Below are 26,292 nucleotides of genomic sequence, written 5' to 3'. Positions count from 1 at the left end.
AATTTTGCCTACGAACAATCGTTTTAATGGGTGCGAGTAGAATCTCGCTGAATCAGCTGTGGAACAAAGACCAGGGGCTCTGAAGATGCCTGAACCTCTGCGTCACCCACGTCTTTCATTAGGCGCATTGCGGCAGCTTCTGCCATCGCCTCATTCGGTCGCGAAAGCGTCGACAAAGACGGGCGTAAACGCGCCGACATAGGGTCATCGTCATAGCCAATAACCATCAAGTCTTCGGGAATTCGCACACCGCGATCCTGAGCGCGATGAATAATACCAATAGCCATTTGGTCATTACTGGCAAACACCGCATTCGGTGGATTTTTCAAATCCAAGAGCTCATCCGCACATTGCAAGCCACTTTCGTAGGTAAAGTCACCCTGCACGATGTAATGTTCCTGCAAGGGCGAACCCAAATCCTCGAGGGCCGTTTGCAAGCCTTCAAGACGCTCGATAGACGCCCCTCGATCGCGAGGCCCCACGACGATAGCCACTTCTTTACGACCAGCTTCCACAAAAGCCGCAGCAACTTGACGCATCGCAATTCGGTCTTGCGACACCACCATTCGTGCAGGTTCATCGACAGCTTTAGCACCCACCCGAACGTAAGAAATATCCTTGTCTCGTAAGGCCTGTGCTAACGCATCGTTATTCGAAATTGGTGGCAACATGATCACGCCATCAAGTTTGGACCGGCGAACAAACTTAAGAACCTCATCAATAAGCGTTTCGGCACGAAAATCGATGGGTTTTACGACCATTTCATAGCCGTATTTTGCACAGGCCTTCAATGCGCCCTTTTGCACAGAGTGAATCACCACGGCATTCGGATCATCAAATAATAAGCCCAATAAGTAAGAGCGACTCGAGGCCAAGCCTCGCGCCTGCGTGCTAGGTGCATAATCTAAGCTCTCTATTACCGCAAGAATGCGCTGACGTGTCGCCTCATTCACTTTTGTTGAGTTATTCAAAACCCTCGAGACGGTACGCTTTGATACCCCCGCTAAGCGAGCGACATCATTAATAGTAGCAACCGATTTTACGTCGTTATTCATGCACATCCTTACTCAACAAAGCTTTGCCACTATTAATGGATTTTCCCGCTAGCACAACCTGCTGCGCAGAAAATAGTTTTGCATCATCGATCACGCCAAAATCATCGTACTCCACCACATTCCAATTCCGCAGTGATACGTCTGTAATCGGGCTCTGAGGAAAACCACGCAAATTGAACACTCGCTGGGCCTTGGCAACGGTCAAGTCGGTAATTTCAATATCTCTAACCAAAGGCATCCATTTCCCGCGATCACCTTCTTCGTAATAAAAGTTAATAACGAAGACATCTTTTACCGACCCGATCGTAATTTTGGAGTAGCGCAAATGCTCGATCAAACCGCCACGTTGCGCATTGGTTTTAATGCGAATAGCGCGCTCTAAATGCGGGCTATCCATAGTGCAATGCCGCACATGCACGTTTGCTACACCGCCCGATATTTCACTACCAATAACAACGCCGCCATGCCCCTCTTTCATGTGGCAGTTCTGAACCACCACATCTTTACACGGCACGCCGATACGGCGCCCGTCGGCATTACGGCCACTCTTAAGAGCGATACAATCATCACCCGTATCAAACACACAATCTTCTATCACCACTCGTTCGCAAGATTCCGGGTCACAGCCGTCACTGTTCGGGCCGTAGCTCTGGCAGTGAACACCACGAATCGTCACATCACGCGACAGCACAGGGTGAATTAACCAAAACGGTGCATTGGTAATTTTAATGCCCTCGACCAAGATACGCTGACAGTCATAGAACTGCAGGAAGGGCGGCCGCAAAAAACCACCATCAGCAAACACTCGCTCTCGCGGTGGCACACCTCGCTCGGCCATAGCAAACAAGTAATCACGCGCAGGCTTTTGATCCTGCCCCTCAATCAAGTCCCAATGCGCCTCTTTGTGGGGCCCCTTCCAGGGCCACCATGTCTGATCATTGGCACCACCATCTAAAGTACCCTGCCCCGTAATCGCGACGTCATTTAAACCATAGGCGTAAATTAAGGGCGAGAAACCCATTAATTCCATACCTTCCCAACGCGTGAACACAGCGGGCAGATAGCGGTTAGGATCGGTAACAAATTTCAGAGTGGCGTCTTTTTCTAAATGCAGTGCTATTTTTGAACGCAGATGGATTGGCCCGGTTAAATACACACCCTGGGTAAATACGACAGTACCGCCACCTTGACTTTCCGCGTGCTCAATAGCTTTTTGAATCGCATCAGAGCAGTCGAAAACACCATCGGAGACCGCACCAAAATTTTCCACTACAAACCGATCGGAGGGGATACTTGGCGCCTGAGTTCGCGCGACAATATCGTCAGCACTTAACCAAGAATGAGTCGGCGTCAGGCTCGAACAACCCGACGCGCCAAGCACAGCTAAAGCACTCGCGAGCCCAACATTTACTTGGCGACGAGTAAATAGACTGCCGCTCTCAAGATCAAATGACACTAGGCATAAACTCCTTCGGCAAAATCGCACCTCGACAACCAATCACCTTGGCGGCCAATCCATGCGCGGCCTTTGCAGCGTCCACCGGGTTCATACCTTTGATACGAGCACTCAAGTAAGCGCCATTGTAGGAATCACCCGCACCGGTGGTATCAATCACATTATCCACCAGCAACGCTGGCACCAACTCTTGGGTGTTAACGTCTACCAATAGAACACCTTCAGGACCTCGCTTGATCAGCAGCTCTTGAACACCCGCATCGCGGTAACGTTCTATCACCGTCTGCTCACTACCACCGAACAAGGCAATTTCGTCTTCTAATGTCGGCAGAGCCACATCGGTCAACCCAATCATCGCGTTAAGGCTTGTGGCCGCTTCCGATACTGACGCCCAACCCCGAGCACGGTAGTTGATATCAAACACCAAAGTGCGATCTGGACGCTTCCACTGCTTTATTGCTTCGTAAAAGGCCTGACGCGCAGGCTCTGACATTAAAGAAAGCGTAATGCCCGACACATAGATCACACTGTAGCCAGCAAATATTTGAGACCACTCGGGCACAGAGTCAGCTTGAGTAAACCACTGTTTAGCAGCAGACTGCGCGCGCCAATAGTGAAACGACCTTTCGCCATGCTCATCGGTTTGAATGGCGTACAACCCCGGTAGGGCATGCTCAAGCACGTGAACTTGCTCTAGACCCACACCTTCTTCACGCCATTGCTGCTGCAGCCACTCACTGTAAGGGTCAGAGCCTAAACCCGTCAAAAACGAGACTGACACACCTAAACGCGCCATATAAATGCTGGTGTTGAGCGTATCGCCCCCCATGGCGATTCGCGAATTCGGGGTACTGCCGACCAAGCCCTCAGGGAAGGCCAGCTCAATCATGCATTCGCCAATGGCAAGCACTTTAGAAGACCCTAATTGTGCAAAATCAAACATATCTCTGCCCTACTTAGCCATTAAACCCAAGGCTTTGGGCAAAGCCTCACTGATCCCGGGAATATAGGTAACCAGCAACAGCACGACCAACATTGCCGCATACATCGGCAAGAGCGGCCGAATAATATTGTGAATGCTGGTTTTAGCGACCGCGCAACTGACGAACAACACCGAGCCCACCGGTGGGGTACACAGCCCAATGGATAAGTTCAATACCATAATGATGCCAAAGTGCAGCGGCGTAATGCCCATCTCCACCGCCGCTGGCAGAAAAATGGGTGTAAAAATCAGTACCGCCGGTGTCATATCCATAAATGAACCAACAAGTAACAACACTAGGTTAATAATTAGCAGAATAATAAGCGGGTTATCACTGACCGCGAGCAAAGCCTCGGCGACCTGGGTCGGAATATTGTTAAACGCCAGCAACCACGACATCGCGACAGAACTGGCCACCAAAAACATCACAATTGCGGTGGTTTCAGTCGCTTTTAAAAACACCGCGAACCACTGTGTCCGAGTAATTTCCTTGTAAATAGGTCCAGCGAGGACAAGGGAATACACCACAGCAATGGCCCCCGCTTCGGTGGCAGTGAATACGCCGCCAATTATTCCGCCAATCACAATCACAACCAGGAACAGGCTGGGCGCCGCGTCCAAGGCGGCTCTGAGCGTATAACCTAACGAGACCGTGCCGGCCGATGGCAGGTTATGACGCTTGGCGTGAATGTAGGCAACCAGCATCAGTGCACTCGCAAGCAACAAACCCGGCAAATAGCCCGCCAAGAACAAGGCGGCAATCGAAACACCACCACTAGCGATGGCATAAACAATCAAAATATTGCTGGGCGGAATGAGTAAACCCGTTGTTGCAGCGGTGGCAGTCACTGCCGCACCGAAGTTTTTATCGAAGCCGTCTTTTTCCATTTCAGGTAGCATAAAGCCACCTACCGCAGAGCTTGCCGCAACAGCGGAACCCGATATCGACCCAAACAAGGTACACGAGACCACATTGACCAAGGCCAAGCCACCGGGAACCATACCGACCAAACACTTGGCAAACGCGATGAGGCGTCGAGCTATTCCACCCTGCCCCATGATAACCCCGCTCAAAATGAATAAGGGCACGGCCAGAAGCGAAAAGCTGTTCAAGCCCCCCGCCATACGCTGCGCCATCGTTGTGAGTGCGGGCAAAGTGTCGATACTGATCAGCAGTGCCGCCATCGTGGCCAAACCAATACAAAAAGCAACGGGCACGCCGACGCACAGCAGCACAACAAAAATTAAACCCAATACTAACTCAGCCATCGATCATCACTCCTTCTGTACTGGGTTGCTCCGGATGCAACATGGCATCGAGTGCGTACACAATCATCATCACACCGCACAGAGGCAGACTCATATAGATCCACGACATCGGTACACCCAAGGCCGCCGATGTTTGGTTTAGCGAGGCCGTCAAATAGACTAAACGGCCACCCCCAATTAACAGGACCATGACAGAAAATAGAATCACTAAAGAGTGTGCGCACAACGCCCATACTCGATATCGCGCGGGGCTTAGACTCTTTGGAAACAAATCAACGCCAAGATGCTGCCCTTCACGATAGGCATAGCAAGCGCCCAACAATCCGATCCACATCAACAAGAACCGAGCCATTTCTTCAGTCCAAGCGGCGGGATCATTCAAGGCGTAACGGGAAATCACCTGCCAACAAACCGCCGCGACCATACTGGCCATTAAACCCACTAGGAGCACGCGAAAACCGCGATCCAACCATTGTGTTAACGCTTGCATCACTGCACCTCCTCAATGCGTTGAATCATCGGCCCCAATTCGCCCGCTTTGAGCTCATTAATCAGCCCCGACACCTGCTGTTGAAACTGTGACTTGTCGGCACTAATGACCTGAACGCCAGCTTCTTGCACCGCTGCTAGGGCGGCCTCGGTATCCAACTGCCATTGCGCTCTCTGAAAATCCACAGATTCATCCACCGCCTGTTGCAACCAAGCCTGCTGCTGCTCAGATAAACGCTCCCACACGTAACGACTAATCAAAATGACATCAGGTACCGAGGTGTGCTCATCCAAAATGTAGTAAGGCGCAACTTCGTAGTGACGCGACAAATAAAAACTGGGTGGGTTGTTTTCAGCGCCGTCGACCACACCCTGCTGTAAAGCGGTATATAACTCCCCCCAGGAAATCGGCGTGGGGTTGCCGCCAAGCGCGCGAATCATAGCCATCGCTGCCTGACTTTCTTGCACACGTATTTTTACACTTGCCAGATCGGCAGGCGTCACCACGGGCTTTTTGGTGGTATAGAAACTGCGACTGCCCGCATCGTAATAGCCCAAACCCAGCAATTGCGCTGGCTTTAACGACGCCAGAATGTCACGCCCGATATCAGAATCGAGCACCTTAAAAAAGTGTTCCTGATCGCGGAACAAATAAGGGATATTGAAGAGTTTCATCGTTGGCACGAAACCTTCAAGCGGACTCGCCGACACTTTCGTCATGGCCAAACTGCCAATCTGCAGAAGCTCGATCAATTCACGCTCAGATCCAAGCTGACCACTCGGATAGAGCTCGATCGCCATCGTTCCGCCCGACAATTGCTGTAAGCGTTCTCCCATCTTCAGCATGGCTTTGTGCACAGTATGCGAGGGATCTAGGCTGTGCCCCACTCGCAACACCATGACATCTTGCTGTGCGCCACAAGACACGAGTAGCAGCGTCATTAACGCCATTGCAAGGCGCCGAGCCTCACGAACAAGGGCAAATACGAACAATGGAGATCTCCTGATTATTTTTCTGCCACCGGTGGCATGTTAGACTACCGACAAAGACAGGTCAATGAAAAATTGGCCTGACCAATTGAAGTTTGCCCCCTAAAAAAACGACAGGCAACGCGATTGCGCTTTTACCACAATATTGCAATCTTCGGTTTTAAACTGAGGAAACTTGAAACACGGTACCCACCCCGCGCCACAGCGCCACTCGCGCCGCAATTGCAGTGCCGACGCACCCGCTCGTTAACACAAGATTCCAACGTCTTTGAGACACATCGGATAGCAATACTCGATGAGCCCCACCAAAAAATGGGGTTGTGACAGCCTCTGCGATAACTCACCCATCAACGCGAGTTAATAACAAAGAATCGACTGAATCGTAATATCGAGCCTGAATCAGTAAGTATACGGTTAAGAATAAGATACCGCCCAAAAAGGCCAGGACGCCCAAGGCAAAACCTGCTGGCGAGAAGCGGTGTCGCCATGACACCCACAATGCCGACAAACTTAGCATAAACATAAAATCTAAGTTGAACTGCCCAAACCAAGAATACGTGAGCATCTCTGAGAAAAATGGGGTGAACAAATTCCATCCGTATTGCTGCACAGTTACCGCGGTATACGCGCTGATGGCTATCAACATAAATACCAGCCACGTTCGAAATATTGTCATAGTTTCGTGCTCTCTTATTCTAGGCAAAGATCGAATCAGATTAGCACAGAGCCTGACTTTTTCAATGATCGAGAGTGGCGCATAAACCTTCTTGCTTTTACGTCACATCGACGCGGCACTTGCGTGACTGGCGACTGATAGTATCCCGCCATTAAGCGACAGAAGGGCTGGGGTAATCTCCTTGACCCTGATGACAATCACCCATCCCAATTCGTATACTTAAGACCCCAACATGAGGCGCTAAGCATGCAACTTTCATTGAGTACTTGGACCGATATCGAGCAGTATCTGAAAACGTCGGACGCTATTATTATCCCTATCGGCTCGATGGAACAGCATGGTCCAACAGGCCTGATTGGAACCGATGCGATCTGCCCCGAAGTGATCGCAAAGCGGGTTGGTGATGAACACGGTGTACTCATAGGTCCAACCTTTAATGTGGGTTGTGCGCAACATCACTTGGGCTTTCCGGGAACCATGACGCTTCGCCCCTCAACCATGATTGCGGCTATCGCAGACTGGAGCCTGTCATTGGCGAAACACGGCTTTAAAAAACTGTATTGGTTTAATGGCCACGGGGGCAACACCGCAACGATTCAAGCGGCATTCGCCGAGGTATATGCACAACGCAGTTTCGAGCCCTCTCCTGCTCGCCAGCCCGCCCTGCGCATGACCTCGAAAAACTGGTGGGAATTACCCTCGGTGATGGCGAAATGCAAAGAACTGCATCCGTCAGGGGATGGCATGCACGCGACGGCCTCCGAAGTCGCGGTAACCTATGCCGCTTACCCTGATCAAGTCAGGAACCAAACGCTAGAACCAAAAATTGCTCCGATCGGCTCCTTCACGGATGCTGAGCATTACCGAGCTAACTTCCCAGATGGCCGCATCGGTTCAGACCCGACTCAGGCAACGATTGAAGCGGGTAACACGATAATCGATGTGACGGCTCAAGCCTTGTGGGCAGACTTTCAAAAATTCGCTCAATCTTAGCTGAGCGACTGATCCAGCAGGGCCTGCCTTAGGGCAGGCTTATCGATTTTGCCAGAGGCATTTAAGGGCAACAATTCCAGCGTGACGTAACGTTTTGGGCATTTAAATGCAGCCAACTGCGTCCGGCAGAAATCATCCAGCTCCCCAGCCTCAACAGCCCGACGCAACACCAAACAGGCGCAGACGATCTCACCCCAGCGTTCATGGGGCAATCCAACCACGGCTACCTGTTTAACCGCCTCATGTGCTGCAAGAATATCCTCCACCTCGCGGGAGGCCACATTTTCGCCGCCGCTTATAATCATATCTTTCTTGCGGTCCGCCAAGGTTAAATACCCTCGGTCATCGAAGACGCCCAAATCCCCGGTTCGCAAAAACCCTGCACCAATCGCACTCTCTGTCTCGTGCGGCCGCTCCCAATAGCCTGTCATACATTGATCCGCTGCAACGCATACCTCACCGATGGAACCTGTGGGCAACACATCGCCCTGATCATTCCGGACAGTGACCTCAACACCTTTCACGGGGCGCCCGACCGAACGCATAATGCTTGCATCCGTGAGTCCCTCGCGATGATCGTCAGGCATCAAAAACGAGATGCTGCCCGATAGCTCTGTCATACCATAGCTTTGCGACAGCTCGATATCCAGAGTACTCAACAGCGTTTGCATGAGGGGTAGCGGCATGGCTGATGCCCCATAACCAATCGCTCGAACACCTTTTAATTTCTCAGGCGAGTATCTCGGGTGATCGAGCAGCATAGCAAGCATAGTCGGCGCAAGGCTCAAGGTAGATACCTGCCCTTGCTCACACAGACTCAATACTCGATCGGCGTCAAACCCGGGCAGCAGCCAAACTGCGGCACCGTGTCGGTGCTGCAAAAAGACGTTGTGCGCCGACACGTGAAACAAAGGAAACGGGTATAAGTACACATCGGTCTCTAAGACTGGGCGGCCCTGTGCGGCAGATTCCAAACCCGCTAAAAACGATCGATGGGTTAACATCGCGCCCTTGGGTTTACCGGTAGATCCAGAGGTGTGTAAAACCCAGACGGGGCTGTCCGGCGTTACCAAAGGCAAGGGACTACCAGAGCCTCTGGCTCCGAGCAGCACCAGCGAGTCAATCTGCGCGCACTCAAACTCAAGCTCGGCCGCCAACTCTACACTTTGCGCTTTAAACTCTGCCCCATAGACCAGCAAACCTGGGCGCGTTGACCGCAACTGATACTGCCACTCTGCCATTGCCAAGCGGGTATTTAAGGGTACCAGCACCAAACCTGCCGCCGAGCAGGCATAGATTAAAATCAGGTATTCATTACTGTTCCACGCCAGAACACCGACGCGCGAACCCGGGGCATACTGCCCAGCAAGGTAATGTGCAAGCGCCTCAACCTGCGCCGCCAAATCGGCGTAGCTTAATCGCGTATCGCCCAACAGAGCCCAAGAGTCGGGCGCGCACTCTGCGCGGACACGCGGAAGATCATGCAAAACGTTAGGGCGCAACACAGCAACGATAAACTCTGGTCTTTATGCCGCCATGGCGCGGTTGCGACCTAGCGACTTAGCGTGATACAAGGCATAGTCAGCTCGAGATAATAATTTTTCCCGACTTGAATCCAAAGATGATCGGGTAGCAACACCAGCAGTCACGGTAACCGAGGCCCCGACCAAAGAACTGGGGTGTGGAATAGATAGATGCTCAACAATTGCAACTATTCGTTCAGCTTCTTCAAGCGCCTGCTCTGCGTTGTTTTCCATAACAATAGCGAACTCCTCGCCACCAATTCGCGCCACCAATCCCCTGTGGAACCCAGGGTGAGTCAGCAGAACCTCGCCAATGCGCTTAAGACATTCATCGCCAGCCAAATGCCCCAACGAATCGTTATAAAGCTTGAAACAATCAACATCTAGCAAAATAATCGACAGAGGCGTGCCCGAAGTGGTCGAATTTTCCCAAAGCTTTTTGTATTCCGAATCGAAAAATCTGACGTTCTTGAGGCCGGTCAAAAAATCGGTTAGGGCCAATTGCGCTAGCTTATCATTGGATTTTTCCAGAGCGATCGTTTGCTCCTGCAGCTCTTGAGACGTCGTCCGCAAATTAAATTCCAATCTCAGCTGATTAAGCGAAATAGTCGCGATAACCATAGCAACCGACGCGAGGACCAGAAGAATAATGAAAATGGTATCAACGTCATCAAAAACAAACGAATTCTCGTACACTGATTCAAACAAGAGATTAACGAAACGTAGTATTACGATTACGACGCCGAAAGCAATCACTGTGAGTGTCAGCTTGTCGTGACGCCCCAAAACATGCGGCGTGTATCGATAAATATTGAAACCTAAACGCACTACGTAGAAAAACACAAAAACGGTGAACAGTGCGCTCCTGAAACCCGCACTGAGCCCAGTAACAAGTGACCATCCTTGCAGGGCGGCGTAGATTGCAATACTTGCCGAATATGCAGCAAAAAGAGGTGGTCGGTTTAAAAAAACGTTCAGGCCAAGCGCCAATAACGCGGGGAAAGCCAGAATGAAAACATTCCCCAACCAAACGCTGACCCAGACTGGCACTAAATCCTCTAGGCCAACGAGCAAGCATCCAATACCCGCACAAAGAAATGCCCCCACCCAAATGCCAAATCCAGGGTACGTCTCGCGGTGTTGTCGGTAAAAAGTCATGACCAGTGGCAAAACCAAGCACATAATGCCAGCCATTAGCAGGGTGGTCTGCTCGCTTAACATCGCCTCGTCTAAAGCTGTTACTATCATTTAATTGCCGCGCATTATTTTCTTCGAGTCTAGCATAACAAATTAAATTATTTTTTTTCTATTTGAAAATGCTTAAAAAAGGCAGCGCCGCCAAGGCTTTTTAAGAGGTCGGTGCGAGAAAAAACGTGTCCTTCCACTACCAGAGACTGCTGATAGACGGTAACGGGCGTGGCACGCAATCAACCCTTCGGCACTGCAAAGCCGAAATCATTAAAGGCCGCATTCGCCATGGCCGACCAACCGCGATTCGCGGCAGGACTTGCGGGGCTTGGGTGAGGAATACGATAAACCGGCACATCTAACGCGAGCTTAAGGGCGCGCTCTTCGGCAAACACCCCCACGCCAACAATGGCGCTGGGCGCAATCAATTCGACGACTTGACGCAGCAAGTCATCGCAGATGCTATACAGTGCCTCTCGCTCATCTTTTTTGAGTTTATCCGGAGTGATGTTGCGACCCGTTTCCGCCATAAAAACCAATGGGCAAAAATTATGCACGAAACAGTCGTTAAAAAAAGCGTCTGGAGAACCCCAGCGCTCTTGTGCCCAGCCCCAAAGACGCCGACCGGATACTTCGCTGCGTGTACATTCAAAACCCAATACCGGGCGCTTTGGGTGTTCGATTTCAGGCTGATCAACGGGCTCATTAATACCCAACCAATCGCGCACCATCGCGACTTCCCCAAAGGGCACACCCGTTTGAACCATACCGTAGGGGCCCGGATTCATACCTAAAAGCAAGGCTTTCGGGCGGTGCGATACAAAACGCTCTAAGTAAACTTTATGCGGCCTGGCCGCATATACCAAGGGGTTATATATGTGCGTTACGGGCTCTGCAAAGTCGAGTTTGGCTAGCGCCGTATTGGCCAGCTTCTCACATTGCTCTATGTTCTGCGCTAAGTTCTGCATTCAACTGGCTAAGACGCTTATGCAACACCAAGCTCGAGCAAACGCTCGTGCAAATAGCTTTCCGCTGTGTGTCTGGGCGACAGCACGACCTCTGGCCGCGGGTGCAAAAACAAAGGCAAGGACATTCGGCCCTGCGATAACTCTTCTCCTGAGGGCGTGGCCACTTGATGTGTCGTTGATGGAAAGTATCCAGCTGAGACTTCTTGCAGCATATCGCCGATATTAATTAACACCTGATCGGGCCGGTTGGGCACGTCAATCCAGTCGCCTTCTTGCGACAGGATTTTCAGCCCTGGACCGTCGGCTGCCGGCAATATTGTTAAAAAATTAATATCTTCGTGTGGGGCCGCGCGCGGTAACTGCTGCTGCCCCGCTGTCATCGGTGGATAGTGCAACACTCGCAGCAAGGATTGCTGACTGGCTTCAATCATGGCACTTAAGGACTCGCTAAAGCACTGCGAAACATCAAGCGGAGAATACTGTTCAACCCAGATCAGTAGTGTTTTGGCAAACTCCACCGCTTGATCATAATAGCACTCTAAGTCCGCTTTTAATGACTCGGGGCACCGTCCCCAGGGGTAGTAGTGGTAGTACTCCTTGAAATCTCTTAGCGCGAAGCCCTTGGCGTGTTCTGCTTGCTCGAGCGAAAAGTAACCATCTTGCTTTTCACGATCCATGGCATAAGCAAATTTATTCTGCGTTGCAAAAAACGCTCGCCAATCTCGATAGATCTTTTGAATCAGCCCAATATCCAAGGGATGATTCGAGAATGCGGCAAAGCCGAAAGTTCTTAATGATGCAACAAAGGCCTCGTCACAACCGGGAGAGCCATATTCAATGACAGGTAAAGACCTGTTTTCGCTGTTATCTGACATCTCCCCCCCTAGGATAACGACAAGAAAAAGCCCGCCAAAGCGGCGCTCATTAAATTCGCTAGAGTAGCTGTTAACAAAGCTCTAAACCCTAAGCGCGAGATATCGTCACGACGATTAGGCGCGACCGACCCGATACCGCCCAGCAAGATAGCGATCGATGAGAAGTTTGCAAACCCACAGAGGGCAAAAATAACGATCGCTTGCGATAGATCAGACATTTGATCCGCGACATCGACAAACGCGACATAAGCTACGAATTCATTCAGTACGAGCTTCTGGCCAATTAAACTACCGGCGAGTTGTGCTTCGTCCCAGCCAATGCCCAAGGCAAATGCGATGGGTTGAAACAGGTAGCCCAAAATCGCTTGAATGGTAAGGTCCGGATAATTAAACAGACCGCCAACCCAACCGAGAATACCGTTAGCGAGTGCGATTAACGCAATAAAAGCCAATAGCATGGCACCGATCGCCAAAACCATTTGCATGCCCGACATGGCACCTGACGCGGCCGCATCGAACACGTTCACGTACCGCTCTTCGGTCGTGTCATCGTCACTTCCGGGCTGCACGGGCTTACCCGTTTCGGGCACAACGAGCTTTGCCATCATCAGCGCACCCGGTGCCGCCATGAAACTGGCTGCGAGCAAGTACTCTAATGGAATACCCAAAGCCACGTAGCCGGCCATGACAGATCCTGCGATCGACGCCAATCCACCGACCATAACCGCAAACAATTCAGACTGCGTCATACCCGGCAGGTAGGGCTTAGCCACCAGAGGTGCTTCGGCTTGGCCAACAAACACATTAGCCGCCGCTGACAATGACTCGGAATGACTGGTGCCCAACGCTTTTTGCAAACCGCCACCAATAAACTTCACCACCCACTGCATTACACCAATGTGGTACAGAACGGCGATCAATGAGGAGAAAAATACGACAACAGGCAACACGCTCAAAGCGAACACAAAACCAATCGAGTCGCTACTGACCAAGGATCCAAATAAAAATTCGATGCCCACTCGAGAATAGCCCAGCAGTTCACCGACACCGCCCGCTAATGATGACAGCAGCTGCTTACCCCAAGGGACAAATAACACAAAACCACCGATGCCCGCCTGCAGCGCAAAGGCTACCGCAACCGTTTGCCAGCGGATCGCTGAACGCTGGGTAGACAACGCATAAGCGAGCAATGGTAGAAGCAAGATCCCAAGGAGGCTGGTCATAGGTAAATTCCGACGATAGTATTTTTAATCATGAAACGGCACCCGCACTTGGGTTGAGCGAGAGGATAAAGCATTCTCACCTGCAAGGGTAGCGATAGACCCACCATCACGCGGCAGCCAGACAAGCGCATGAGGGGCATTCAACATCACTCGAACCAAATTCAACAGCGACCTTAACGGCATGTCAGGCTAACTCACCGTCTAAGATGCCGAAGTACAAGGCCAGCGATTCAGGGTTTGACAAGCCTTCGGTATTGTTCACCATTTCGCCGTGTATGGCTTTGCGAACTGGAATTTCAGAGATCTTACCGCTGCGCGTTTTCGGAATATCAGCCACGGCTTTAATTACCGCAGGCACATGCCGAGGGGATGCACCCGTCCGGATACTGCGTTTGATGTTGGCGATCACTTCATCGGTCAAGGCCTGGCCTGCTTGCATCACGACAAACAAGACCACGCGAACGTCGTCGCCTACACGTTGTCCGACGCACACGCTTTCGAGCACTTCTGGAATCTGCTCAACCTGGCGATAGATTTCAGCGGTGCCGATTCTGACCCCGCCCGGATTCAACACCGCATCTGAGCGGCCATAAATAACGAAGCCACCCTCTGCCGTCTGTTCGGCAAAATCGCCATGCGCCCACACGTTGGCGAACTGCGCAAAATAAGCATCGTGATACTTGCTGCCATCAGCATCGCCCCAAAAACTGATCGGTGCACTCGGGAAGGGGCTGGCACACACGAGCTCCCCCTTGTCTTGATACACACGCACCCCGGCGTCGTTCCAAACTTGAACATCCATACCCAGACCCGCGCACTGAATCTGCCCTGCGTAGACTGGCAGCAAGGGGTTACCCAAAACAAAGCTACTGACGATGTCGGTACCGCCCGAGATAGAGGCCAAACAAATATCTTGTTTGATGTCGCGATAAACGTATTCAAAGCTCTCGTGGGCTAAAGGCGAACCGGTCGAAAGCATGACTCTTAAATGCGCCAAGGTATGGGGAGCGGCAACATACCCCTCTTGTTGAAGTGCCGCGACATAACGAGCACTTGCGCCAAAGGCCGTCACCTGCTCTTGATTAATCAGTTCGAAAAGCGCTGACGCCGAGGGATAAACTGGCGCGCCATCATACAAAATAATGGTGGCTTTACTGGCTAAACCACTCACCAGCCAATTCCACATCATCCAACCACAGGTGGTATAAAAAAATAAGCGGTCACCTTCGTGAATATCGGCGTGCAATTGATGCTCTTTTAAATGCTGCAGCAACGTACCGCCGACGCTGTGCACGATACACTTGGGCTTACCCGTCGTACCCGAAGAATAAAGAATGTACAAAGGGTGATTAAACGGCAGCTGCGTAAATTCGAGCGACGCGCCGACGCGCTCTGATACCAAATCCTCAAAGTCTAAAACCGTGCTACCCTCGACCTGACCGTCGTTAAGTAGTCGACTGACAACACAGGCTTTAACAGAAGGTAGGCTTGCCAAAATAGTTGAGACGCGTTCGCAGATGTTAAAGGTCTTACCGCTGTAATGATAACCATCACACGTAAACAGCACCTTAGGTTCTATCTGCCCAAACCGATCTAAAGCGCCGTTGGTACCAAAATCGGGTGAACAGCTTGACCACACTGCCCCTAGACTGGCGGTTGCCAACATCGCTACGACGGTATCCGCCGTGTTGGGTACCATACCCGCCACGCGATCACCCACGCCAACGCCCTGCTCTTTTAAGAACGCCCGCACCGCCGCCACTCGCTGGCGCAACTGACTGTAGGTTAGCGTTTGACGCCGCCCAGACTCCAAGCGCTCGATAATCGCCAAGGCCTCGTCATCGCCTTGCAAGCAGTTCTCAGCAAAATTTAAGCGCGCGCCCTCAAACCAAACAGCGCCTGGGAATTGATCTTCATGCCGCAAGGGTTGATCAGACTGAGATTTCGATACAACACCGCAGTAATCCCAAATCGCCTGCCAAAAATCGCCTTTGGCGCTGATAGACCAAGCATGTAAATCGCCATAATGACTGAATTCTGTGCCGCATTTCTGACCTGCAGCATGCATAAACGAGGCCATGTGTGTTTTCTGTACCCATTCTTTCGAGGGAACCCACAACGGTGTTGTCACCAAATACTCCTAGTATTTTATTGTTTTACTCTGCAATCGCTAAATCAAACTGGCCCCAGCTGGGGTCGTACAGCACGTCACCACTTGGTGCAGTGATAGAGCACTCCTCGAAGGTCATTAACACCAGCACACCGTCTAAACGTGTGGAATCCAGATATCTAGCCTGAAAAACTACACCCGACGGGTAACGCCATTGCACAGTATTTCCTGCCACTAACCCACTATCAATTAACATTTGGTCGGTGACCGCATGCCATGTCCCCGCAGCAGATAAGCTGTCCGGCACGCCAATTGGCGCACTAAAACCCTGCGGGTGGCGGCTTTGATCATGGCCCTTGATAACATCGCCTCGCCAAAGCAAACGTGTCGGGCCCTCGGCTCGCACGTAGTAGGCTCGACCATCGGCGTCTCTCGAGAAGGCAATGGCCTCCGACTCTATCGTAAGACCCGAGCTCAATTGATGCTGCATTAGTCTCGATACCTCTTAGTGATATCGCCGTAAGCGTCAATGCGGCGATCGCGCAAGTAGGGCCACCAGCGTCGTACCTGCTCAGTACGATCTAAATCCAAGGTCACCACTAACTCCGTAGCGCTCTCGGTATCAGCCTGAGCAAGCAACTCGCCTTGCCAACCGACAACCATACTCGAGCCCCAGAATTGCGAGCCGGCCGTTTGTCCACTGGGGTCACCCTCGAATCCTATGCGGTTAGCACTTAACACCGGCAGATTGTTCGCAACCGCATGCCCGCGCTGCACAGCAATCCAGGCCTCACGCTGACGCGCTTGCTCGTCGGTGGGGTCGTCTGGATTCCAGCCAATCGCGGTTGGGTACAGCAACATTTCCGCTCCGGCCAGGGCCATAAGTCGGGCGGCCTCGGGATACCACTGATCCCAGCACACAAGCACGCCCAGTTTACCCACCGAGGTCTGAATAGGGGTAAACCCCAAGTCACCCGGCGTGAAGTAAAACTTTTCGTAGTAGCCTGGGTCGTCAGGAATGTGCATTTTGCGATAGCAGCCTGCGACAGATCCGTCAGTCTCTAGCACTACCGCGGTATTGTGATAGAGCCCCGTGGCTCTTTTCTCAAACAACGAGCAAACAATCACGACGTTCAGCTCGGCCGCCAAAGCACCAAAGGTATCGGTGCTTGGACCCGGAATTGTTTCTGCTAGATCAAAATTGTTTGTGTCTTCGACCTGACAAAAGTACAAACCCGCATGCAGCTCTTGCAGCAAAATCAAATTTGCTCCCTGAGCTACAGCTCGCCTGATACCTTGCACACTGGTAGCGACATCCCCGGCGTAGTCGCCGGTATTTGCGTGTTGAACGACGCCAACGGTTATTTCACGACTCACAATTCACCACCTTTTTGGGTATTTGCATAGTGACACAGTGTAAACTGCCATTTTGCTCGATCAATGCTCGGCAATTCACGGGGACAATGTCTCGATTCGGGCAAGCCTTAGCAAGCTGAGCCAAAGCCGCGCTATCTGCCGCATCGTCGCCATAAGTCGGCGCAATCAATGCGCCATTCACCAATAAAAAATTGACGTAACTCCCACCCAAACGCCGCTCCTCACTGTCGAAGACTTCGGGCAGCTCGATCGGCACGAGGTTATAAGGCGCACCATTAAGCTGGCGTAACGCCTGCAACTCCAGTGCCATTGCCTGCAACTCGCGGTAATGCGCATCTTCGGGGTTGCTACAGGCCATGTGCACAATAGTTTGCTCGTCCACAAAACGGGCCAAGGTATCGATGTGGGCATCGGTATCGTCACCTTCTAGCTCACCGTGATCCAACCACAGCACCCTGTCTACGCCCAAAGACGACTGTAAACGCCGCTCGATTTCCGCCTCATCGAAATCTGGGTTGCGATTAGGGTTCAGCAGACACTTACGGGTGGTCAGCAAGGTTCCTAGACCGTCGGTTTCAATACTTCCACCTTCCAACACCCAAGCTTGCGTTTCGGTTTGATTGTGATTCAGCAGAGGTTGGCGAAAGAGCTGCTGATTAATGTCGTTGTCCGCCGAGGCAGTAAACTTCCCGCCCCATGCATCGAACTGAAAGTCCAGCAGCACGGGCCCCGTCTCGGAAGAAGTCGAGATAAAACCAAAATCTCGGGCCCAAGTATCGTCGTAAGGCACAACCAAAAAGATGACGAGATCCGAGTCAACACCTGATCGGCTTAAGATGGCTTGCGCCTCGATCTGAGTTGATTCATCTCGGCACAACAACAGAACGCGTTCATACCGCGTGATGGCAACAATGATATCTCGATAGCACAACCTAGCGGCGTCTAGGTTGCTAACCCAGTCGGTCTCGGCATGCGGCCATGCTAGCAACACGCCCCACTGTTCTTGCCATTCGGGCCACAATCGGCGTGTCATGACACCCCCTGTAAAAGGCACCATTCTATAAGAACAGCGAGGTATGGTCGATGTTTTAGCGTCCTTCTAGAGTTGAATGAACGCCGAGGTTGCGATGAATCTTACTCAACCACCCAGTTGCCTTGACGTTCGAGGATATTTGACCGAAACGGCTCAGGTATCGCGATCGATTTTCGAGTGTCAGGATCCACAAACACCTGGGTAATTGTCCCGCGCGCCAGAACTGCGTCGGTTTCATGATTTTGCAGCAAAAAGGCCACGTCTGCACTAGAACGGCCCAAACGGCGATATCCGACCGAGCCGCGCACAGTGCCGTTGGCCGTAATTTCATCAATGTAGTCGCACTGAATATTCACCGTGAAAATAAAGCTCGGCGCCTTGCTCGGCTGAGTCGCACGAAAACCGAGTTCGTCCATGTAAAAACCAGTGATTTCATCCGCAAATACCAAATAATTCGCAAAGTACAAATGGCCCTGTGAATCGGTGTCTCGAAATCTGACCTTCATTGTTTCGCTAAAGGGGAACGACCCCGATTCAATCGCATCAATTGCCATACTGACTCCTTTTTTAGGCACGAATCATAACCATCAAAAGCCGGTTTAGCCAATGCCAACCCGCTTGTTTTGCTTCCTGTGCTGAACTTAAAACTGCTTGTGTAGTTCCAGTGCCGGCGCTAGCATTCAGCTTTGCGCACACCATGGAGGAACGCGTGCAAGATTCATTACTCCAACTCTGGAACGAACATCAAGCAACCGTATTGCATATCGCTTACCAAATTGGGCTGGCCGTCGGCGTTTTAGTGATTGCCAAAGTCATTGGCAGTGCACTGCGGCAAGCACTGCAGCAAACCCACAATCGACTGGGCAAGCTCGACCCCATGCTAATGCCAATCTTGAACACGACGCTAGGTTATCTAGTCTACACCGTTGCCGTCGTTGTCATTCTCGATCTCTTTGGCGTTAACACCGCCAGCATCATTGCGCTCATTGGGGCGGCGGGACTCGCGATAGGATTTGCTCTAAAAGACACCCTAAGCAACATTGCCGCGGGTATTATGTTGCTGTTCTTGCGCCCGTTTAAAAATGGCGACTACATCTCGTTCGGCTCAACCGTTGGGACTGTGGAAGAAATTAATCTGTTCACCACGGTGTTACGCAGCTTTGACGGCCTGTATTTGAGCTGCCCCAACTCATCAATCTGGGGCAACGACATTACCAACTTTACCCGTAACGGTAAGCGCAGAATCGACATCACGGCGAGCATCGCCTACTCGGACAATATCAATACAGGGCTCGAGGTACTGCACAACATCATCAAAACCGAACCCAGAATTTTGGCTGAACCCGAGGCGCAAGCGATTGTGTTCTCGCTGGGCGAGAGCTCGGTGGACCTGCAGCTCCGGGCGTGGACTAACGTCGAAGACTTTGGCGCGACAAAATGGGACCTCAATAAACGTATCAAGGAAGACATCGAAGCTGCCGGCCTGACCATCCCCTTCCCTCAGCGCGACGTCCGTGTCATCCAATAGAGATTACCTAACACACGAGTTACAAAAAAAGCCCTGGGAGCCTTGCCGCCAGAGCTTAATCTGCAGGCTTAACTGCCTTAATCGAGCACTGCGCGCGCCACCAGCTCGCGCATGATTTCCGAGGTGCCACCGTAAATACGCTGAATGCGGGCATCCACATAAGCACGTGAAATGGGATACTCTTTCATGTAGCCATAACCGCCAAAAAACTGCAGGCAACCATCGACGATACTGCACTGTGCTTCTGTAGTGGTGTATTTGATCATCGACGCGGTCGCGGCATCGAGCTCACCGCGATTGAATAAATCGATACACTCGTTCATCAACGCACGGTTGAGTCGGAATTCGCTGTACATTTTCGCGATTTCGAATCGCGTGTTTTGCAGCTTTGACAGCGGTGCACCAAAGGCCTTGCGCTCATTGACATAGGTGCGCGTCATATCGAGCACGCCCTCGGTCGCACCCACCGCACCCACGCCCAAGGCGAGTCGCTCGCGCGGTAACTCTTTCATCAACCCAATGAACCCTTTGTTTAGCTCGCCAAGGATCGCGCTTTCGTGAACCCGAACATCTTCAAAAAAGAGTTCTGACGTATCCGCCGCATGTTGACCCATTTTTTCAAGGTTGCGACCACGGCTGAATCCGGGGAGATTGGTGTCCACGAGAAAGAGCGACAAGCCACGAGACCCGGGCGCGTCGGGATCGGTTCTCACAGCGGTAACCACCACGTCGCAGTGCTGTCCATTGGTGATAAACGTCTTAGAACCATTGATCACCCAGTGATCGCCATCCTTCTTCGCTGTTGTTCTTATGCCCTGCAAGTCACTGCCCGCGCCGGGCTCAGTCATTGCGACGGCACCCACACATTCGCCGCTCACAAAATCGGGCAAATAGCGCCGCTTTTGCGCTTCGGTACCCATATTCAAAATGTAGTGCGCAACGATATCCGAGTGCACCGTCATGTTGGAGCTGAGCGCGGCATACCCGGCCTGCGAAACGTCGTACACAATAGCCATCGACATATCAAAGGAACCACCCGCACCGCCGTATTCTTCGGGAATATCCACCGCCAGCAAACCCGCTTGCCCCAACTTTCGCCAGAGTTCACGAGGTACTTTCTCGTCTTTTTCCCACTGATCGTAAAACGGAGCCACCTCGGTGGCGAGGAACTTAGCCAACATATCCTTCACGAGAACAATCTCAGTGGCATCTAACGGCGTCGCTGCGTTCATAAAGCTTTCCTTGGTTGACTCAAAGCAAGAAGGATAGTCAAAGCCGATCAGAAAATCACCTCTCTCGCCACGAGGCTGAACGCATACTCGACCGCGCAGCGGAACAGGCATTAATAAATGCTTAAGGGTAGTGCTATACTCTGGCCACTAGTCAACAGCAACAGCGCTGGATAGAGGTACGCCTGTCGCTTACGTTAGTGACCACTTTCCGACATTAAGAGGTAGACACCATGAAGAAGCTTACTTTATTCGCCGCTGTCACTAGTCTTGCCATTTTGGCGGGTTGCAGCGAGGAACACGGCTCCACGCAGTGCACGCAAGCACCACAATCGGAATGGCTCAATGCCAACGATTTTCAGGCCCAACTGCTGAACGGCGGCTACAAGATTAACGAGTTTAAAGTAACTGGCGGCAACTGCTACGAGATCTACGGTTTTGAAGCTGATGGCACCAAAGTCGAAATCTACTTCAACCCAACCGATGGCAGTATTGTTAAACGCGAAGAAGAGTAAGCGATAGCACATGGTCATTTGGGATCGACTCGTCCGAAGTTGGCACTGGTATTTAGTCGCGGTAGTGGTCGCTAACTACTGGTTCCTAGAAGGCGGCGATGACCTCCACAACTACGCGGGGTATGCCCTCTTTGCATTAATGGCCCTGCGCTTGAGCTGGGGTATTTGGGGTCGAAACCCCCACGCTCTGCTTGTGAATTTTATCCCTACGCCTGCAGCAATTCGCGAGCACTTTAACGACCTGCGCTCAGGTGTAATAGAGCACCCTGCGGGGCACAACCCGCTGGGCGCCCTGTTCATTTATTTTGTTTTTTTGTCCATTGCTTACTTGAGCATCACAGGCTGGTTACATGAGGAAGTGGATGCCCTGTTTGGCAATGATTTTCTGCAAAATACGCACCGATGGGTCTCGGACGTTTTAATGATAGGCGCGGGCATTCACATCACTGGGGTGCTGGTGATGCAAAAGCTCACAGGCACACCGCTGATCAAAACCATGATCACAGGTAAGCGCTAATCTAATAGTCTTCTACACGATACGAGAGCACCACAATACCTGCTACCGAGCCATCCACAGCGTGCCATGGCTCGATTCTCCAGCGTACGCTAACGTCGTCACCGGCCTCATCGATGAGCCGCTGAGTAACGTCTGCTGACTTACCCTCTAAGGCCTGCTGATATAGGGTTCGCACCGCATTGCGCGTATGAGGGAACAGCGCCTTATGGTCCTTACCAATCAAATCTTTTGCCTGCACACCATATTCTTGACACCAACGCTCGCTGACCGCCAAGTAATGCATGTTAGCATCGAACATCGCCATGGCGACGGGCAGCTTTTGAAGCATTAAGGATATCAAAGCATCTGACTCAGCACGCCCCCACTCACCCTGCAAACCTAGGGCCTCAGCAAGGTCACGCTGCCGCACAATTCGCGTCATAATCAAACCCAAAAATGCAAAAAACAGGAGTGCGCCAGCCCAAACTCGAACAAGCACATACCAACTGTTTTCGCTCACGATTTCTTGAAAACGCATCAGTGACAAATGAATAGCGAACTTGCCTCGCTCGTTGTTGGTGTAAGTTTCATAGGCCTCAGGGTTGCTTAACAATACGATATCTTGGCTTCCGTCAACCCGACTGGTTGCGAGTAACAGTTGCGGTGCAGAGCGCCACCCTGGGTTACTTAACACGAACTCTTGGTCGTAGGTCATGGCCTGATCGGGCCGCAACTGATCCAGAAACACTTTACCCGGCTCCGGGTGCACGATGTAGTGACCGTCGGGATTGAAACTATAAATATCAAACTGTGGCGCGTCGCTAAATGTATCGGTTAGATCTTTCAGGATTATAGCCGCATCGTAATTGATCACCAGATACGCCCAAATGTCTCCATCGTCGTCAGCAATGGGCGTAGCACCTCGGATCGTGGGTTGCGGCGGCATCTCGACTTGACCGTGCTCAAGATTCAATTCAATCAAGGACCAATACACCTCGTTCAAAGGGAGATTTCTGACCGATGCCATGTAGGGGTATCCGGCTTTGGATTGAAGCTCGTCTTCGGGGATACGCTTCAAAACACCTCGGGGCGGCCGCTTGAGTTTTATAAACTCATCAGCCGACTCATTGGCTAAGATAATTCGGATTTGCAGGATGCGTTCTTTGGCGTTGGCGTACTGGAAAGCCACGTCATTGAAATTGCGTATCCAATCTTCCATCACCACGCCCGTCGATTGATCGACACCGCCGCCAGCGAGTGCACGAGCCATACCGTGCGTGGCCGACAATCGGCTGAAAAACAGGAGTTCGTCGCGCGTAATTTGGAATTTCTCGCGAACGACTTGTTCCGACGAACGCGTTCCAACGAGAATTTTTGCCTCGTAATTTGCCGCCACCTCCAGCTCAGCAATATGAAAGACAAGATAATGAGAGACCAGCAAAAAAACAACAAACACCGGCACAAGGTACTTGAGCACCCTGCCTAAACTCGTCCGAAATCGAACCTGTAATGTGTAGTTTACGATACGACCGACCAAGGACGCCTCCTGTCACACCAACACAGTCATGCCCCTTATGGCAACCGTGATGCTAATTCAACCCTGCATAGTGAAATTAACAATCGCCACGGTAGCATAAAAAATACTGCGTTTACCCGTTAAGGGATGTTAATGTTTTGACTTATTACATCGAACAAAAGAGATAACAATGGCTGCGCACCCTCTCTATCCCCACCTGTTTTCAGAGCTGGAGTTAGGTTTCACAAAACTCAAAAATCGGGCCGTCATGGGTTCGATGCATACCGGATTGGAAGAAGCCGCCGATGGCTTCCCGCGCATGGCGGCCTATTTCGCCGAACGGGCCGCTGCCGGCGTCGGCATGATCATCACGGGAGGCATATCCCCCAACGAAGAGGGCGGCCATGGCGCTAAGTTATCAAACGAGCAGGAGGCCAACCAACATCGGTTAATCACCGATGCCGTGCACGCGGCTAACCCTGACGTAAAAATTTGCATGCAAATCCTGCATGCCGGCCCTTTGGCACCGACGACTGATGCTGTGGCAGCCTCGGCGGTGCGCTCTCGAATATCGCCCATCACGCCCAAAGAACCCGATGCGCAAGGCATTGAAAAACAACTAAACGACTTTGCCAACTGCGCTAAACACGCGCAACTTGCTGGTTACGATGGCGTTGAGATTATTGGCTCCGCCGGGTATCTGCTCAGCACTTTCCTGGTGGAGCGAACCAATCGCAGAACCGACGAGTGGGGCGGCTCTTTCGAAAACCGCATGCGCTTTCCCGTCGAGGTCGTCAGACGGATTCGTGCGGCTGTTGGTGAAGAATTTATTGTCATTTTCAGAATTGCAGCGATGGATATGTTGCAAGGTGGAATGTCGCGAGAGGAAGTCGTGATACTCGGCAAAGCGATTGAGGCCGCGGGAGCAACAATTATCTCAACCCACTTCACCTGGCACGAAGCCCAGGTGCCGACCATTTCAACTCGCGTACCGAGAGCGGCATTTACTCAGGTTACAGGACGCCTGAAAAAAGAACTGTCGGTCCCGATGATTACCTCGAACCGCATAAACACTCCGGAAGTTGCAGAAGAGGTTCTCGTCCGAGGCGATGCCGATATCGTTTCGATGGCTCGCCCCATGTTAGCCGACGCCAACTTCATTGCAAAAGCTCGAGAGGGAAAAGCCAACGAAATCAATACCTGCATTGCGTGCAATCAAGCCTGCCTAGACCACACGTTCACCGGTCAAGAGGTAAGCTGTTTAGTCAACCCACGGGCGTGTCACGAAACCCTTCTTACCTCACAGCCAGTAACCAAACCAAAATCCATTGCGATTATTGGTGCAGGCCCCGCGGGCTTATCCTACGCAATTACGGCCGCTGAACGCGGTCACAAAGTCAGCGTATACGAAGCGCGAGCTGAGATTGGCGGTCAATTTAACTTAGCCAAACGTATACCGGGCAAAGAGGAATTTGAAGAAACGCTGCGCTATTACAGCGTGATGATGGACAAGCTAGGCGTTGAACTGCACCTAAACACCTATTTAGACGCCCCAGGTATTCGTGCTCTTAATGCAGACCACGTGGTGATTGCTGCGGGCATTAAGCCCCGCACCCCCGGGATTGAAGGTATCGATCACGCAAAAGTCGTGGGCTACATGGATGCGATACTCGGCAACAGACCCATTGGCAACAGAGTCGTGATCATCGGGGCAGGCGGCATTGGCTTTGACACCGCAGAGCTGATCACCCATGCCGGCGTATCCGCTGCACTTGATGTGAACGTCTTTGCTAAAGAATGGGGGGTTGATTTCGAGAACCACCCCCGCGGCGGTGTGACTGGCGTCGAGCCAGAGGTTCATACGTCAGGTCGCGATGTCACTCTACTGCAACGCAAGACCAGCGCAATTGGCAAAGGCTTGGGTAAAACCACCGGCTGGACGCACCGTATAGCACTGGATCGGCGTGGAGTTAAAATGATTAATGGGGTCGATTACCAACGCATCGACGATGAAGGCGTCCACATTTTGCGCGACGGGCAGCCGATGTGCTTCCCCGCCGATACGGTGATTATTTGCGCCGGTCAAGAATCTGAACGCAGCCTTTACGACGAGCTCAAAGATAGCGGCCTATCGATCAGCCTGATAGGCGGTGCGTTTGAAGCAATGGAAATTGATGCCAAACGTGCGATCAAGCAAGCCACTGAGGAGGCCCTGGCGATTTAAGCCCTCATAACACAAAAGAATGACGCTGCTTGTCAAGCCGCAAGCAGCGTTATCAATACGGCACCACTAGGGCCAAGGACTCTTTGACCTGTTCCATGACCACATAGCTGGTGGACTCTTGCACGCCCGGCAATGCGAGCAAGGTGTCACCCAGCAAGGCGCGATACGCCGCCATATCTGCGACACGCGCTTTGATCAAATAGTCAAAATTGCCAGAGACCAAATAACATTCTTGGACCTCGGGCAACTCCAAAGCTGCCCTCTTAAAATCCTCAAAGACATCTTGAGCCGTTCGATTCAAGCGAATTTGCACGAACACGACCAAACCTGCGCCCAGTGAATCAGGATTCAGTATGGCCTGATACCCACGAATAACGCCATCGCGCTCGAGTTTTTTAACCCTTTGCTTGCATGGCGTGGTTGATAAACCAACCCGCCTCGCGAGCTCTGCGAATGTCATGCGTGCATCGCGCTGCAGGACTCGCAGGATATTGCGGTCAATCTTATTAATTTCGTGCAATCGACGCATAAAGTCACCCCCTAAAAATCACCAAAAAATAGCATTATTCATCTTTTT

General features: G+C 51.7%; 25 protein-coding genes. 5 read left to right on the top strand and 20 right to left on the bottom strand.

Annotated elements, in window-relative coordinates; all coding sequences use genetic code 11:
- Positions 1-23: 23 nt before the first annotated feature.
- The 7 genes from EYZ66_RS03800 to EYZ66_RS03770 form a co-directional block, all read right to left on the bottom strand.
- Positions 24-1,055: a LacI family DNA-binding transcriptional regulator gene (locus EYZ66_RS03800; protein WP_009574728.1), complete on the bottom strand. Its 1,032-nt coding sequence runs from the start codon at positions 1,053-1,055 to the stop codon at positions 24-26.
- Entirely contained in the window at positions 1,048-2,511 is a 1,464-nt protein-coding gene (locus EYZ66_RS03795; RefSeq protein ID WP_009574727.1) for a glycoside hydrolase family 28 protein, read from the bottom strand. The genes EYZ66_RS03800 and EYZ66_RS03795 overlap by 8 nt, the downstream gene beginning before the upstream one ends.
- On the bottom strand, positions 2,501-3,454 hold the full coding sequence (locus tag EYZ66_RS03790; RefSeq protein WP_009574726.1) for a sugar kinase: 954 nt from the start codon (positions 3,452-3,454) through the stop codon (positions 2,501-2,503). Before EYZ66_RS03790 ends, EYZ66_RS03795 begins: the two co-directional genes overlap by 11 nt.
- A 9-nt stretch (positions 3,455-3,463) precedes the next feature.
- Positions 3,464-4,762: a TRAP transporter large permease gene (locus tag EYZ66_RS03785; protein WP_009574725.1), complete on the bottom strand. Its 1,299-nt coding sequence runs from the start codon at positions 4,760-4,762 to the stop codon at positions 3,464-3,466.
- Positions 4,755-5,252, bottom strand: coding sequence for a TRAP transporter small permease (locus EYZ66_RS03780; RefSeq protein WP_009574724.1), 498 nt, complete (start codon positions 5,250-5,252; stop codon positions 4,755-4,757). Before EYZ66_RS03780 ends, EYZ66_RS03785 begins: the two co-directional genes overlap by 8 nt.
- The gene (locus EYZ66_RS03775) at positions 5,252-6,202 is read right to left on the bottom strand and encodes a TRAP transporter substrate-binding protein (protein ID WP_040815979.1); all 951 of its coding nucleotides are present in this window, start codon (positions 6,200-6,202) and stop codon (positions 5,252-5,254) included. The genes EYZ66_RS03780 and EYZ66_RS03775 overlap by 1 nt, the downstream gene beginning before the upstream one ends.
- Positions 6,203-6,581: 379 nt before the next feature.
- Positions 6,582-6,917, bottom strand: a complete 336-nt coding sequence (locus EYZ66_RS03770) for a hypothetical protein (RefSeq protein ID WP_009574722.1) — start codon at positions 6,915-6,917, stop codon at positions 6,582-6,584.
- Positions 6,918-7,163: 246 nt separating this feature from the next.
- Here EYZ66_RS03770 and EYZ66_RS03765 point away from each other — a divergent pair, with 246 nt between their 5' ends.
- Complete coding sequence (locus tag EYZ66_RS03765; RefSeq protein ID WP_009574721.1) at positions 7,164-7,910, top strand: creatininase family protein; 747 nt, start codon at positions 7,164-7,166, stop codon at positions 7,908-7,910.
- Here the strand turns inward: EYZ66_RS03765 and EYZ66_RS03760 are convergent.
- The 10 genes from EYZ66_RS03760 to EYZ66_RS03715 all read right to left on the bottom strand — a co-directional run bounded on the left by EYZ66_RS03760 (position 7,907) and on the right by EYZ66_RS03715 (position 18,761).
- Positions 7,907-9,415, bottom strand: coding sequence for an AMP-binding protein (locus tag EYZ66_RS03760; RefSeq protein WP_009574720.1), 1,509 nt, complete (start codon positions 9,413-9,415; stop codon positions 7,907-7,909). The genes EYZ66_RS03765 and EYZ66_RS03760 overlap by 4 nt on opposite strands.
- 21 nt (positions 9,416-9,436) lie before the next feature.
- Complete coding sequence (locus EYZ66_RS03755; protein ID WP_009574718.1) at positions 9,437-10,681, bottom strand: GGDEF domain-containing protein; 1,245 nt, start codon at positions 10,679-10,681, stop codon at positions 9,437-9,439.
- Between the two features lie 179 nt (positions 10,682-10,860).
- A complete protein-coding gene (locus tag EYZ66_RS03750) occupies positions 10,861-11,589 on the bottom strand; it encodes a uracil-DNA glycosylase family protein (RefSeq protein ID WP_009574714.1) in 729 nt (242 codons plus the stop codon).
- Positions 11,590-11,606: 17 nt separating this feature from the next.
- Positions 11,607-12,464 (bottom strand): 2OG-Fe(II) oxygenase family protein, encoded by an 858-nt coding sequence (locus EYZ66_RS03745; RefSeq protein WP_050793356.1) that lies wholly within the window; start codon positions 12,462-12,464, stop codon positions 11,607-11,609.
- 8 nt (positions 12,465-12,472) lie between these two features.
- Positions 12,473-13,687, bottom strand: a complete 1,215-nt coding sequence (locus tag EYZ66_RS03740; RefSeq protein WP_009574711.1) for a NupC/NupG family nucleoside CNT transporter — start codon at positions 13,685-13,687, stop codon at positions 12,473-12,475.
- Between the two features lie 184 nt (positions 13,688-13,871).
- Complete coding sequence (locus tag EYZ66_RS03735) at positions 13,872-15,818, bottom strand: acetoacetate--CoA ligase (RefSeq protein WP_040815951.1); 1,947 nt, start codon at positions 15,816-15,818, stop codon at positions 13,872-13,874.
- A 25-nt stretch (positions 15,819-15,843) separates the two neighbouring features.
- Positions 15,844-16,287, bottom strand: coding sequence for a phenylalanine-4-hydroxylase - Long (locus EYZ66_RS03730; protein WP_009574708.1), 444 nt, complete (start codon positions 16,285-16,287; stop codon positions 15,844-15,846).
- Positions 16,287-17,174 (bottom strand): carbon-nitrogen hydrolase, encoded by an 888-nt coding sequence (locus EYZ66_RS03725; RefSeq protein WP_009574707.1) that lies wholly within the window; start codon positions 17,172-17,174, stop codon positions 16,287-16,289. The genes EYZ66_RS03730 and EYZ66_RS03725 overlap by 1 nt, the downstream gene beginning before the upstream one ends.
- The gene (locus tag EYZ66_RS03720; RefSeq protein ID WP_009574706.1) at positions 17,164-18,207 is read right to left on the bottom strand and encodes an agmatine deiminase family protein; all 1,044 of its coding nucleotides are present in this window, start codon (positions 18,205-18,207) and stop codon (positions 17,164-17,166) included. Before EYZ66_RS03720 ends, EYZ66_RS03725 begins: the two co-directional genes overlap by 11 nt.
- A gap of 101 nt (positions 18,208-18,308) precedes the next feature.
- The gene (locus tag EYZ66_RS03715; RefSeq protein WP_009574705.1) at positions 18,309-18,761 is read right to left on the bottom strand and encodes an acyl-CoA thioesterase; all 453 of its coding nucleotides are present in this window, start codon (positions 18,759-18,761) and stop codon (positions 18,309-18,311) included.
- A gap of 155 nt (positions 18,762-18,916) precedes the next feature.
- Between EYZ66_RS03715 and EYZ66_RS03710 the strand changes: the two genes are divergently transcribed.
- Complete coding sequence (locus tag EYZ66_RS03710; protein WP_040815948.1) at positions 18,917-19,735, top strand: mechanosensitive ion channel family protein; 819 nt, start codon at positions 18,917-18,919, stop codon at positions 19,733-19,735.
- 77 nt (positions 19,736-19,812) lie between these two features.
- On the opposite strand, the gene EYZ66_RS03705 is transcribed toward EYZ66_RS03710, so the two are convergent.
- Positions 19,813-20,967 (bottom strand): acyl-CoA dehydrogenase family protein, encoded by a 1,155-nt coding sequence (locus tag EYZ66_RS03705; RefSeq protein ID WP_009574702.1) that lies wholly within the window; start codon positions 20,965-20,967, stop codon positions 19,813-19,815.
- Positions 20,968-21,197: 230 nt separating this feature from the next.
- Here EYZ66_RS03705 and EYZ66_RS03700 point away from each other — a divergent pair, with 230 nt between their 5' ends.
- Entirely contained in the window at positions 21,198-21,479 is a 282-nt protein-coding gene (locus EYZ66_RS03700; protein WP_009574701.1) for a PepSY domain-containing protein, read from the top strand.
- Positions 21,480-21,489: 10 nt separating this feature from the next.
- Complete coding sequence (locus EYZ66_RS03695) at positions 21,490-21,996, top strand: cytochrome b/b6 domain-containing protein (RefSeq protein ID WP_009574700.1); 507 nt, start codon at positions 21,490-21,492, stop codon at positions 21,994-21,996.
- Position 21,997: 1 nt separating this feature from the next.
- Here EYZ66_RS03695 and EYZ66_RS03690 read toward each other — a convergent pair whose 3' ends face one another.
- Entirely contained in the window at positions 21,998-23,452 is a 1,455-nt protein-coding gene (locus EYZ66_RS03690; protein WP_139042523.1) for a PAS domain-containing protein, read from the bottom strand.
- A gap of 229 nt (positions 23,453-23,681) precedes the next feature.
- On the opposite strand from EYZ66_RS03690, the gene EYZ66_RS03685 reads away from it, so the two are divergent.
- Positions 23,682-25,715 carry an NADPH-dependent 2,4-dienoyl-CoA reductase gene (locus EYZ66_RS03685; RefSeq protein ID WP_009574698.1) on the top strand — a complete coding sequence of 678 codons (2,034 nt, stop codon included), beginning with the start codon at positions 23,682-23,684 and terminating at the stop codon, positions 25,713-25,715.
- Between the two features lie 52 nt (positions 25,716-25,767).
- Here the strand turns inward: EYZ66_RS03685 and EYZ66_RS03680 are convergent, their stop codons facing one another.
- Positions 25,768-26,244 (bottom strand): Lrp/AsnC ligand binding domain-containing protein, encoded by a 477-nt coding sequence (locus EYZ66_RS03680; protein ID WP_009574697.1) that lies wholly within the window; start codon positions 26,242-26,244, stop codon positions 25,768-25,770.
- Between the last annotated feature and the right edge of the window lie 48 nt (positions 26,245-26,292).

The sequence above is a fragment of the Aequoribacter fuscus genome, from assembly GCF_009910365.1.
Taxonomy (GTDB): Bacteria; Pseudomonadota; Gammaproteobacteria; order Pseudomonadales; family Halieaceae; genus Aequoribacter; species Aequoribacter fuscus.
The sequence above is the reverse complement of the archived record's forward strand: the minus strand, read 5'-3'. Positions and strand labels throughout refer to the sequence as shown.